The 12,824-nt window shown below is 49.5% G+C and carries 8 protein-coding genes, 1 tRNA gene and 2 pseudogenes; 3 read left to right on the forward strand and 8 right to left on the reverse strand.

The window, feature by feature from the left end; genetic code table 11:
- Positions 1-19: 19 nt before the first annotated feature.
- Complete coding sequence (locus tag ACLJPE_RS13275; protein WP_000152563.1) at positions 20-1,039, reverse strand: NAD(P)-dependent alcohol dehydrogenase; 1,020 nt, start codon at positions 1,037-1,039, stop codon at positions 20-22.
- A gap of 222 nt (positions 1,040-1,261) precedes the next feature.
- On the opposite strand from ACLJPE_RS13275, the gene ACLJPE_RS13280 reads away from it, so the two are divergent.
- The 3 genes and pseudogenes from ACLJPE_RS13280 (at position 1,262) to ACLJPE_RS13290 (ending at position 3,891) form a co-directional block, all read left to right on the forward strand.
- Positions 1,262-1,346: transfer RNA gene (locus tag ACLJPE_RS13280), tRNA-Leu, on the forward strand.
- Between the two features lie 188 nt (positions 1,347-1,534).
- Positions 1,535-2,800: pseudogene (locus ACLJPE_RS13285) on the forward strand (tyrosine-type recombinase/integrase).
- 215 nt (positions 2,801-3,015) lie between these two features.
- Positions 3,016-3,891 (forward strand): phosphorothioated DNA-binding restriction endonuclease, encoded by an 876-nt coding sequence (locus tag ACLJPE_RS13290; RefSeq protein WP_023137284.1) that lies wholly within the window; start codon positions 3,016-3,018, stop codon positions 3,889-3,891.
- 77 nt (positions 3,892-3,968) lie between these two features.
- Here the strand turns inward: ACLJPE_RS13290 and ACLJPE_RS13295 are convergent.
- The 7 genes and pseudogenes from ACLJPE_RS13295 to ACLJPE_RS13325 all read right to left on the reverse strand — a co-directional run bounded on the left by ACLJPE_RS13295 (position 3,969) and on the right by ACLJPE_RS13325 (position 12,748).
- Positions 3,969-4,273 (reverse strand): annotated as a pseudogene (locus ACLJPE_RS13295) (5'-nucleotidase).
- Between the two features lie 195 nt (positions 4,274-4,468).
- Positions 4,469-5,668 carry a restriction endonuclease subunit S gene (locus ACLJPE_RS13300; protein ID WP_114050527.1) on the reverse strand — a complete coding sequence of 400 codons (1,200 nt, stop codon included), beginning with the start codon at positions 5,666-5,668 and terminating at the stop codon, positions 4,469-4,471.
- Entirely contained in the window at positions 5,665-7,299 is a 1,635-nt protein-coding gene (locus ACLJPE_RS13305) for a class I SAM-dependent DNA methyltransferase (RefSeq protein ID WP_023233283.1), read from the reverse strand. The genes ACLJPE_RS13300 and ACLJPE_RS13305 overlap by 4 nt, the downstream gene beginning before the upstream one ends.
- A gap of 63 nt (positions 7,300-7,362) precedes the next feature.
- Positions 7,363-10,776: a DEAD/DEAH box helicase family protein gene (locus tag ACLJPE_RS13310; protein ID WP_023233284.1), complete on the reverse strand. Its 3,414-nt coding sequence runs from the start codon at positions 10,774-10,776 to the stop codon at positions 7,363-7,365.
- 422 nt (positions 10,777-11,198) lie between these two features.
- Positions 11,199-11,723 carry a hypothetical protein gene (locus ACLJPE_RS13315; RefSeq protein ID WP_023233285.1) on the reverse strand — a complete coding sequence of 175 codons (525 nt, stop codon included), beginning with the start codon at positions 11,721-11,723 and terminating at the stop codon, positions 11,199-11,201.
- 156 nt (positions 11,724-11,879) lie between these two features.
- A complete protein-coding gene (locus tag ACLJPE_RS13320; protein ID WP_023233286.1) occupies positions 11,880-12,455 on the reverse strand; it encodes a hypothetical protein in 576 nt (191 codons plus the stop codon).
- Between the two features lie 86 nt (positions 12,456-12,541).
- Positions 12,542-12,748: a helix-turn-helix transcriptional regulator gene (locus tag ACLJPE_RS13325; RefSeq protein WP_001620335.1), complete on the reverse strand. Its 207-nt coding sequence runs from the start codon at positions 12,746-12,748 to the stop codon at positions 12,542-12,544.
- Positions 12,749-12,824: the final 76 nt, after the last annotated feature.

Here is a 12,824-nt window from a genome sequence, read left to right on the forward strand (position 1 = left end):
AAAGCGCTGAGTCAGGCGGTCAGAAGTCAGCTTTTAGCACTACACGATAGCGGGCTTTGCCGTCGCGAACGTGCTGGATAGCCTCGTTGATTTGTGACATTGCGAACAGTTCCGTGGTGGGCGCGACTTTGCTGCGTCCGGCGAATTTCATCAGTTTGCGAAGTTCATATGGCGTTCCGGTTGCCGAGCCTGAGATACTGCGATCGCCGGCTATCAATGTAAACGCCGGTACGGGCAGCGGCTTCAATACCGCCCCAACGGTATGGAAGTTGCCGCCATAGGTCAGCGCTTCGAAGTAGGGTTGCCAGTCGAGATCGACGTTGACCGTGTTAATAATGAGATCGAACTGGCCCGCCAGTGCTTTTAACGCTTCCGGATCGCGGCTGTTCACCACGTTATTGGCCCCCATCGCCAGCACTTCCTGCTCTTTCGATGGATTTGAGCTGAACGCGGTGACTTCGCAGCCCATTGCATGTAACAGCTTTATGGCGATATGCCCAAGCCCGCCAATACCGATGACGCCAACGCGGCTGGTAGCAGTAATATGGTGCATCAGTAGCGGTTTAAAGACCGTAATGCCGCCACATAACAGCGGGCCTGCGGACGCCATATCTATATTCTCCGGAAGAGGAATTACCCACTGCCAGCCCGCGCGAAGCTTCTCGGCAAAACCGCCACGATTGAGGATAGTGGGCACTGCGCCTTCCTGGCAGTTAATTTGATTGCCGCTGATACAGGCATCGCAGTGTCCGCAGCTGCGCGCCGTCCAGCCGATTCCAACGCGCTGGCCGACTTTTAGCCCCTTATCCTGTGCCGCGCTGCCGAGTGCGGCCACCCGACCAATGACCTCATGTCCGGCAACCAGAGGGTATTGAGAGAACCCCCATTCATTGTCGATCATTGACAGATCGGAATGGCAGATCCCGCAGTAGTCGACCCGTACCTCGACATCTTCCGGTTGGAGTTCTCCCGCGTCATATTCATAGAGTTCGAGTTCGCCGCCCGCCTCTTTGGCGGCATAGCTTTTTATTATCGTCATTGTGTTTCCCTTAATGTGGTGTTGAACTGAAAAGTGTAGAGCATGGAGGCAAGGGACGCCCGGCGTTAATCTGCTGGAGAAGGCGGGAAGTAGCCTAATTATTCTATTTAATACTCAACGCTGCTGAAATTTTCAGCACTTAGCGATACAGGTGTATGCTCGTGCTTGCATGGCGGCGTATGACAGGTATAATCCACAACGTTTTCCGCATACCTCTTCAGTGCCGAAGTGGCGAAATCGGTAGACGCAGTTGATTCAAAATCAACCGTAGAAATACGTGCCGGTTCGAGTCCGGCCTTCGGCACCAAAAGCATGTAAATGGACCTCAACTGAGGTCTTTTTTATGCCTGAAATCCAGTATTTACCTACCTTTCCCGCTATAGTAACAACTCTCTCAAGGTCAACCGACTTCAACGTACATCTACCAACACATGTTGGTACAGATGATGGTATTTCCGGTTCGATAATCCTTGTACCAACAGGGAGGGGATAAGCATGGCGTTAACAGATATCAAGGTCAGAACAGCCAAGCCAACGGATAAGCAATACAAACTGACCGATGGCAGCGGTATGCACCTGCTTGTTCATCCTAATGGTTCTAAGTACTGGCATTTGCAGTACCGTTATGACGGCAAGCAAAAGATGTTGGCACTTGGGGTTTACCCTGAAATCACACTGGCGGATGCCAGAGCACGTCGTGACGAAGCGCGTAAGCTGCTAGCGAATGGCGTCTCTCCGGGAGACAAAAAGAAAAATGATAAGGTTGAACAGAGTAAAGCACGGACCTTCAAAGAGGTGGCGATCGAGTGGCATGGTACCAATCAAAAGTGGTCTGAAGATCACGCCCATCGAGTGCTAAAAAGTCTGGAAGATAATCTCTTTGCAGCGCTTGGTGAGCTTAATATCGCTGAATTAAGAACTCGCGATTTATTAGCGCCAATTAAAGCCATATAGACACATGGACGTCTTTAGGTGGCAGCCCGTTTTCAACAGCGCACTACGGACATCATGCGTTATGCAGTGCAAAGTGAGTTAATTAATTATAACCCGGCTCAGGAGATAGCTGGAGCTGTTGCTTCTGGCAATCGACAGCATCGCCCGGCTCTGGAGCTAAAGCGTATTCCAGAACTGCTTCAGAAAATAGATGGCTATACCGGAAGACCATTAACCCGTTGGGCAACCGAACTTACCCTGCTTATCTTTATTCGTTCCAGTGAACTGCGTTTTGCTCGTTGGTCGGAGATTGATTTTGAAACGTCGATGTGGACGATTCCACCAGAGAGAGAACCCATCCCTGATGTTAAGCATTCTCATCGTGGCTCAAAGATGCATACACCGCATTTGGTGCCGCTTTCTAAGCAAGCACTGGCGATCCTGAAACAGATAAAGCAGTTCTGTGGCAAGCATGAACTGATTTTTATTGGCGATCACGATCCGCGTAAGCCGATGAGTGAAAACACGGTGAACAGTGCACTACGGGTGACGGGGTATGACACCAAGGTTGAGGTTTGTGGTCACGGCTTCCGCACGATGGCTTGTAGCTCATTGATTGAGTCAGGGTTATGGTCAAAGGATGAGGTAGAACGACAGATGAGCCATATGGAACGTAACTCAGTGCGGGCAGCGTATATCCATAAGGCGGAGTTTATCGACGAACGTAAACTGATGCTGCAATGGTGGGCTGATTTCCTGGATGCGAATCGGGAGAAAGGGATCACGCCATTTGACTATGCGAAGATCAACCAGGGGCATGGTGAGTGAGACGAGTGCTTTTATTTCTTGATTGATGTTTAAATTAAAATGACCAACCAGCCCGATTAGGGCTGGTTGGTCGCTGTATTTTTTACCGTTGTTATCGGGTTTTCATCTGCCAGGTACAGAGCTGACAAATAAAAAAGATATCTGCAATAAAGCCTTGAATGTACATATAGTTGCGAGCATCATCGCAAATATGTGCTCATGGATTCTTCAATGTAATGGCCTCTGACAAAACCCTAAAGCAAGCGATATCAAATATCACTATCTGGCGCAAAGGCGAACAGCGTGCGCCACATAAGCCATTATTGCTGTTGCACGTCCTCTCACACTATCGGCAGGGTCATGATCGCCTGTTTAACTATGGTTCTGAAATCTACGAGCCCTTGCTGGATCTTCTGGAACGTTATGGACCGCAGCGCCGTGACCAGCGCCCGGACATGCCGTTCTGGCGTCTGAAGGGCGATGGCTTCTGGGAACTACAAAACGCGGAACTGTGCTCAACCAAGGGTAGCCGCCAGCCGCCCCGACGTGAACTCATCGAATATAATGTCGCGGGTGGATTTGATGCCGATAATTTTGCGTTGGTGGCAAAAAATCACAGGTTAATTGATACGCTGGCGCAGCAGCTCCTGGAGGCGCATTTCCCGGTCAGTATTCAGGAAGACATCGCTGACGAGATGGGTTTTGATATTCGCACCTCTCTCCGTCAACGCGATCCGAAGTTCCGTCAGATGGTGCTACGTGCTTACAATTATCAGTGCGCGATCTGCGGCTTCAACATGCGCCACGACAATGCGCCAATTGCTCTGGAAGCTGCCCATATCAGATGGAAGCAGAACCATGGCCCTTGTGAAGTACCTAATGGCCTGGCATTGTGTGCGATTCATCATAAAGCGTTCGATCGCGGCTCGATTGGTCTAGATGAAAATATGCGTGTGGTGGTTTCAGGTGCGGTTAATGGCGGTGGGGTGGTGCAGCGGCTGTTCTGGGATTTTGCGGGAAAGGCGATTGCGTTGCCACCGGTTAAAGAAAATTATCCGGGCGAGCAGTTTGTGGAATGGCATAGGAAAGAGGTGTTCAGAGGAGAGTGTTGATCTGGGGTAGGGTAGCTATTTTGCGAGTGGCATACAAACCATTCAGCCGTGATGACTAAATGGTTTGTTAGCGATAATCACGATGCTTCACATTCTGCAAGTTCGGAGTTACTGGCATAAGGGACTTTTCCAGAAGGTACAACCTTTGCCGCTGCGATCAAATGCACATCCTGATCGTCAAAGAAAATGTGCGGTTTAAACGCCTTCAGAACTTTTGTTTTTTCTACCCCGCCGAGAAAAAAGCCTCATCAACATACACCCCCCAACTTCTCAGCGTTTTAATGACGCGCATTTCCGAAGGGCTATTTCTGGCTGTCACCAGCGCAATACGGACGGGAGAATACTCGACTCGTGTTGGCAATCGCTCCTGAAGCTTGGCTATTTTTTTAGCAGAATGGCAGAAGCAGGGTTATTCCTTCCTGGCCTCTACCAAGCCCTAATTCTGCTACAGCATACTATCAGTATGGTACGCACTAAAAAGATAATTAGTGTAGTACAGATCGCCAAATCTTACCAGATTCAAACTGGTGGCTACCGGTGGTAGATTTATCTGAGTTTCACCGAACATACCCACTTTTTAAAATCCATCAGAAAAAGCTTTTTGGTTGAGTGTGTTAAATAGAGGGATAACCTCTTTCAATCCCATCATAGCATTTGAACGTATTTTTTGAATGCCATTTAACTTCCTCATGAACTCAATTTGAAGGTCATCTGGCGGGCAGATAATAGGGAAATCTTCAATGTGTTCTTTGTTAAGCTGTCTTTTATCTATTCCACCAACACAAACCTCACGAATATGTTCACGATATTCATTTGAAGTCAAAATGTATACAATAAATTCATGTAACACCCCTGCCTTTAATCTTATCAAATAAACATGTCCATTGACGTTTGCACTGTCGTCATCACCCAAAAACAAAGCTGCACGACCAAGGCTGCTGTTTTCTGTATTGAACCGCCCCGTTTTAGTCATCAATATATCTTTATGTTTTAGACTACTTTTCTTTAGACTGTTATGGGTTTTTTCATCAATGTACGCGACATCATCTAGCCTGATATCATTTTTCCAAACATTTTGGCTTCTAAAAAAGGTAATACCTTTATCAACATAAACCTTGCTCCCACCTTTAGGTGTAGAACCACTAGCTATTTTTACAGAGAGTTCCTTTAAAGGTTTTACCTTCCACCCTTTTGGATTAGACACAGGATCGCCAAACATCTCCAGAAACGTAGCACGCAAAAAATCATCAGCCAGTTTGATGGCTTGCTCGCGTTTTTGACGTACACCATCAGCTTTATCGAGAATAGCCGCGATACGTTTCTGTTCTTCCAAAGGAGGTAACGGGATTTCAAAATCTTCTACAACTCTTTTAGACACTTCTTTGAAAGTTGCACCATTACCTAATAATTCTAATTGTGGCACAAATTTCTTAATACAATGATATAAATATTTACTGTGAACATTTTGCCCAGGAATTAAACTTTTAAAACCTTGGTTTGTACAAAGTTCAATACCAGCAATAGCTACATTTCCTATTGGTGCTCGCGATGTGAGTAGAACTGTTCCTACTGGCAACATATATGTTGCAGCAGATTTATACCCTGCTTTAGATATATATTCTGGTGCCTCGTAAATATAAGGTTCACTAAGATTTGATACATCTTTTGGCGTTATCCAAGGAATATCACCATCCCAGTAGTATGCGACATTACGTTTAGGTGTTGCACCACCCACAACTTCGCAGCAATCCTTAAGCTTCACCATCGGCCAACTCACAGCATCCCCTCCAGCTCATCCAAATCCGCCAGAATCTCTTTTTCCAGATCTTTTAATCGTTTTAGTATCACCTTCGGATCTTCATATTCCTCCGCCTGATACACTACTTCTTTATAACGATTAATAGAGAGATCGTATTTCTGCGCGGCAATATCCTCTTTCGGCACCACAAACGCCGCCTGCGTGCGATCTTTAAAATCAACACCAGTATTAATCCCTTCCGGGTACTGCTGTTTCAGTAACGAGGCTAATTTCTCGCCCATAAAGTTATCAACCGGTAGCCCGCGCAAAGTACGGTAACGCTTCCAGCTTGCCAGCAAATGCGGCAGGTCGTTGTCTTTTATCGGGTTGCGCTTGTCATCCAGGCTGTAGCCATCATTTTGTAGATCGTAAAACCAGACCCCATCCGTCTGGCCGCCTTTGGTAAAGATCAGGATCGCCGTTGCCACGCCAGCGTAAGGCTTAAATATGCCGGAAGGCAGATTGATCACAGCTTCCAGTTGGTTATCTTCCACCAGCGTTTTACGCAGCGACTGGTGCGCCTTACTGGAGCCAAACAGCACGCCCTGCGGCACGATAGTGGCGCTGCGCCCGCCCACTTTCAGCATTTGCAGGATCCGCGCCAGGAACAGCAGTTCGGTTTTCTTGGTTTTCACCATCGCCGACAGCGTGGAGTCGATATCTTCCTCATCCAATGAACCGGTAAATGGCGGGTTCGCCAGGATAAGGTTGAAGGCGTTTTTACTGGCCTGCGGGAAGTTGGCGCTGAAACTCTGGCTCATGGTGTCCTGATAGTGAATATCCGGCGCTTCCACACCGTGCATAATCAGGTTCATGGCGGCAATACGCAGCATGGTGGTGTCAAAGTCGTAACCGTGGAACATGTTGTTATCCACATGGTTACGCCAAGGCATCAGCAGGTCGCCGGTAAAGATTTTTTGCTCCTCCAACTCGCCGCGTTCGTTGGTGCCAATCTCGGTATGAATCGACTCCAGTGAACTGTACTTCTCCAGCAGATATTCATAGCTGGTCGCCAGAAAGCCACCGGTGCCGCAGGCCGGATCGCAAATCGTCTCGCCGCGTGCGGGGTTCGGTTCCATCATTTCAACCATCGTGCGGATAATGTGGCGTGGCGTGCGGAACTGACCGTTGATCCCAGCAGTGGTCAGCTTGCTTAACAGATATTCGTAGAGATCGCCTTTGGTGTCACCGCGATCCAGCGGCAGGTTTTTGATCACCTCAACCGCTTTGGTCAGCAATGACGGCTTAACAATCTCCAAGCGAGCATCTTTCATAAAGTTGCCCAGCAGCGTCACTTTCGACGCATCGGCCTGGCCGAGCTGACGGAAATGCTGGAATACGCCGTCGCGCACCACTTCCATCATTTCGTCCGAGCCAAGGTTGCTATAGTGGCTGAAGCGGAACTCCTGCTGTTCTTGCGCAAAACGCGGTTTAAAATCAATACCCGCGATTTGCTTACGCTTCTCGTCGCGTTGTTCCTGGGTATCCAGCATCCGGGAGTACATCAGGTAGGTGATCTGTTCGATTACGGTCAGCGGGTTAGTGATGCCGCCTACCCAGAAATCTTCCCACAGGCCGTCAATTTTACTTTTTAAGTCACCGGTGATCATTGTTAACGTCTATACCCTGTTATAAATACAAAAGCCCCGCTGCCGGGGCTTGTCATGTGCGTATTATACCGTTGCTGCGTCGGTCACAACACCCAGCTCTTCAACTATCTTTTGCAACCGGACGATCTGCTCTAGATCCGGGAACACACCGGTAACGCCTTCGTTGTGGATATGCGTAAACGGTTGTTCAAAGAGCTGCCGCATTTCAATGGTGCCGTAATCGCGGATGTGGTTTTTCAGCAGTGACAGAAAGCGTAGTTGCTGGCTGGTCAGGCTGTTGTCAGCGGCGAACTGCGCAAAGCGCACTTCCACCGCGTCGCTGTCCATCCCGATGATGGTACGCAACAGTTTATCCAGGCTGGCGGTCGCCTGCGGGTAGAATTCTTTCAGTGCCCGGATATCAACGTTAGGATTCTGGATCAGCACCAGCTTCGCCAGTTCATCCAGCTCGTTTCGCGTGACTGGCTCGCCGTTGCGGATTTTTTTCAGCACCGGATTTTGCTGGAACAACGGCTCCAGTGCTCCCTGAACCTGCTGGCGATAAAGTTTGAAATCAATCGAGCGGATATTGGTTTTACGGGTTTCCGTCTGGATCAGGTTCGCATCTTCGGTAATATCCACCTGTATCGAACCCAATTTCGGCGTCGCGTCTTTTTCCATCAGGTGCATGATGCCGCGCAGATGAATGCGGATATCTTCCAGTTCTTCCAAGGTGGCCTGCTTCCACCAGCCCAAATCGCGAAGCTGATTAATCCGTTGTCCCTGCTGTTGTACCTGAGTCAGATGCGGCGGCAGACGTTCCACTTTCTCGATGATGACCGGCCAGAGCACATCCAGCTCTTCCGGGTTGGTATAACGGGCAGTTTGCGCCGCCAGAATATCCATATCAAAGCGCATGGCATCACTTTGCCCGCGAACGTCCAGCCACTGCATCAACGGGGCCAGAACAGATAACAGATCCTGCTGCGTTTTCGGAGAAAGCTGGCGCAGCACTTTTTCATCGCTGTACTGCGCTTTTTGCTGCCACTTTTCCTGCACGGCAATCGACTTTTCATCCAGCGCGTTGATCTGCTCGCGGAGCTGGTGAGCGACTAAATCCACCGCCTGTTTGTCGAACTTACGCTGCGCAGCGGCTCCCAGCATAACCCACGCTTCGAAGCGTTTTTGCGCCAGCGATTTTGTCGCTGTGACCTCGGCCTCTTCGGTATGCAGCTCGTGATACTCAAAATTACCCCAGTGATCGAAGATGCGGAATTTCTGTTTATCCAGCGGTTTGCCGTTTTCATCGTTGCCGTACAGTCCTGAGCAAAGACGCGTACCACGGCCAATCATCTGCCAGAACTTCACTTTCGATTTGACCGGCTTGGCAAAGACCAGATTCACGATTTCCGGGACATCAATACCGGTATCGAGCATATCAACAGAGATAGCGATGGTCAGCTCTTTGTTGGTGCTTTCATCCAGCCCTTTAAAATCATCAATCAGTTGCTCGGCACGGGGATCGTAGTTGTCGATGACCTGGCAGAAGCGTCCGGCAAACTGCGGGTACATGTCGTCGAACAATTCATTCAACAACAGCGCGTGTTTGTGGTTACGGGCGAAAATGATGGTCTTACCGGGAAGCTGGCCGTCCCGATCTTTCAGGCTATTTTCCATCAGGTTACGCAGGATATAGCGGTTGGTGTCTTTGTTGTAGATCGCCTCATCCAGCGCCTTGCCATCAAATTCCAGGGTATTGGGATCGATACCCTGCTCTTCCAGCTCGCGGATTTGTGCGTCGCTTAATTTCTCCCGTTTGATGCCTTCGCGCAGGAATTCCGTGGTGTGCGTGACGACCTCATAAGGCACCAGATTGTTATCGGCGATAGCATCTTCCAGGCTGTAGTTGGCGGTAGGGATACGTCCTTCACAACCAAACAGGCCGAAAGTGGTTTTACTCACCATGTCGATCGGCGTGGCTGTCAGGCCAATCTGGAGGGCATCAAAATACTTAAACAGATCGCCGTAAACGTTATAGATCGAACGATGGGATTCATCGGCGATGATCAAATCAAAATAACCGACATCAAAATGGTCCATGATTTTCATCATGCCGGGATAGGTGGCGATGTAGATCCTGGCATTCTGCCTGTCTGCTTTCTTCGATTTCCCGACCACATACAGCGGTTCATTGGTGAACTGATTGAACGCATTTGCAGCCTGTTTACGTAGCTCTTTGCGGTCACAAAGAAACAGGACACGTTTTACCCAGCGGGCATCAATCATTAGTTTGCTTAGCGCAATTGCCACGCGGGTTTTGCCTGTACCTGTCGCCTGAACAATTAACGATTGTCGGTACTTGTTGGTAAACCGTTCGCTGACGCGGGCGATGGTTTCAAGCTGATACAAACGTCCGGCAACGGCCTTACCTTCGTTATCCTTAACGTGCGGCACACTGTTCAGCGGCAGACGAGTTTCACGCTGCTGAATAAGGTATTGCAGGCTTTCCTTGCTGTAGAAGCCAAATACCCGACGCGGAGGATAACCATGAGTTTTATGGTCGTCCCACAGCCAGATATCATAACCGTTGGTGTAGAAGATGACCGGGCGCTGACCATATTCTTTTTCCAGCCAGTCGGCATACAGTCGGGCCTGAATTCGCCCCTGCTCGGCATTGACGCTGGTTTTTTTTGCTTCCACCACCGCCAGCGGTTTATGCGCCTCATCCCACAAGACATAATCCGCATAACCGTCACCGGTTGCGGTAGGCTGCTCTTTAACAGGATGTTCCTGCGTAACCTGATCGGTATTTTTAAGTTCTTCGCCTACACTCCAGTCAGCAGCAAGCAGGCGGGAGTCAATCAGGCGGCGGCGGGTTTCCGCTTCATCAATAGAGAGGATGTCGGCAACATGCTGGTTGCGTGCTCTGGCTTCATCCAGGCGCTGGGTGAGCAGTTCGGCCTTTTCCTGCTCCTGCTGTAGCGCGCGTTGAAGCGCCAGTTCACGATCACGGCTTTCGATTTGCGCCTGTATTGCTTCTTCCAGGTGTTTTTTATCGGAACTCGCAGAAGATGGCGTCAGAGGAGGAAGGGTAAATTTAGGGCAATCGTCAACGTTACCGTTGGCATAGCGGACGTATAGCCAGATGCCTAACAGGTATGCTTCCTTGAGTAGCCAGTAGGTATCCTTGGCTTTGATTCGCCCACCATGCGCGGCACGGTTGCCGTGGATACGCAACGCATCCATTTTCATGGTGATGGCTTCCGGCATCATGCTGGTAAACACATCTGCGTTCATCAAATCGTACAGATTCGCCTTAATACCTTCCGGCAATCGCTCCTGGCGATACAACCAGCGCACCATCAACTCAGTGTAGTTACGCAGCTTAACCAGACAGCTTTCCGGGTCAGAGTGAACATAGCGTTCCGCCATACACGCGAGTTCTGCCAGTTCCGGCCACTGGCTGCGCAACATTTCAAAATTGAGAGACTGCTCCATCAATCATCGCCTTATGTCGTGGATACAACAGGATTTCTGGAAAGAATATCACACTAATTCGGCTGACGAAGTGAGCCGGATGGCATAGGTGGCGATGAATAAGCTGACGTAACAGCTTTAAGCAAAGTCGGTCAATGTGCAATCTGGCGAGCCAACGGTCGCAGTATGGGCATGGGCGATATCGTTTATAGTCAGATGGTACAATTGGGAATGCTTACAATGAAAGCTTAACCATTGGCGATAACGGTCAGACCCTCGGTTTTCGCCCATCGATGGGAGTCTTTAGTGCTGGCTACTCAAGGAATACCTTGCTCACTGACGAAGGTATGGCTGAGCATCTCTGGGATATGTTTTTTGAGCCAATAAAACAGCGGGCCCGTTAGTGTAAGTGGGCGTTACTCGCTTGGTGCGACGCCCTTTCATTAGTTATTCAAAGCGACGTAGTCTTCTATCTGCGGCTGCAACTCCCAGAGTGTCTGTAGCTTTTCGTCAATCCATCGCATTAAAGCCTCAGCTTGCAGTCGGTGCAGTTCGTTCCATTCATCGTGATTAATACTTGTTGCCAGTTCTGACCAACATAGCAGCGTCAGGCATTCCTTCACTCCCGGCGAATTGAACTGTTGAAACAAAGACACAAGTTTATTGCTGAGGCGGCGCATCCCCAACCGCTCGCATTCACTGATCAGTACCCCTGGCAGCAGTAAATACATCATATCTTTGTTGATGACCTGAACTGTCGTTATCGGTGCGGTTGTCGGAATAGTGAGAACGCGCTGGAGCCGTTCGGGGATCACCAGTTCGGCAAGATCGCCTCCGGGGAGTTTGCAAGGCACCATCGCCAGCTTATGCCAGCGGTTAATACCTTGCTGGCACTGACCATGGAGAACAGCCGGGCGAGTATAATCATCCAGACAGGCCTGGTAGTGGTTGAGCAGTACGTTGTTCATTATTTTTTCCTTGTTAGTTAGCAGGCAAGCAGCGGCCATCGCAGAGTGCCGGATAGCCGGTGTGCCAGGGTCAGATTGAAATCAGATAGTGCAGAGAATTATTTGCGGGATGATTCAGATGCTCACGGGAGGAATGGCGTTGATGAGCCGCTGGATTCAGTAGTGCATAAACACAACGTACTCATCCATCAGATCCGTCAGCACCGTATTCTCCTCCTGCCGGTGTATCAGCCAAGTGGTAATTTGTACATCGTCCGCCAGCGCCAGCATATCCAGCCAGTCGTCTACCGGAGCCCCCATCATCAAATCGTACCAGCACAGCCAGATAAGCTTCTGGCGAAGCTCACGCGACCTGACCCGCGTCAGAAGATGGCGCAGTTTGCTGGCAAGGTGGTTTTGCTTCAGCCTGACGCATTCACTCAATAAAACCCCCTCCAGCCCGGCATGGGTGAATAACAGCTCCGTGTTGATGTCGAGGCTGATTAGAAAATCACGCTGAATGCTCAGTGGGTCTGGCTGCGTTTTGCCATAAATCATCCGGTACAGGCTTTGCGGCACCACCGCAGTGACGGCTCCAGCCTCCGGGAAATACAGCGCTGAGAGTGTAAGACCGTGGCTGGACTGGACGTTCGGGTGGCACATGCCATTTTTGATAGCGATACTGGTCAGATCGCTCAACCAACGCTGATAGGTGTTGAGCAGTACATCATGACGGGCCGTGGTTTCTTTCATCGATAGATACCTTGTAAAGCAGATAGCCGCAGCAGGTAGTTTGTCCGGCGAGGTTCAGGGAACAATGGTGCAGGAAATGGAAAACGCTACTGACGTGATTCATCAATGCGCTTCTGGAACCAGGTTTCCACCTCACTGCGTAACCAGCGGGAACTGCGACCCAGCTTTATAGGTTTTGGAAACTCGCCATCTTTAATCAGCTTGTAAAACCATTTGTCCGTTAGTTTTGAATATTTAGTAATAAATTTCATATCGACTAATTCATCGTTTACTTCGGAAGGTAATGTTGTCATGGTTAAATTCCCGGTTGAGAATGATAATCCGGAAAGGCGTTTTCATCGTTGCCTTGCTCCGTCCATAACAACCGGT

Source organism: Salmonella sp. SAL04196, assembly GCF_046550835.1.
GTDB lineage: Bacteria > Pseudomonadota > Gammaproteobacteria > Enterobacterales > Enterobacteriaceae > Salmonella > Salmonella enterica.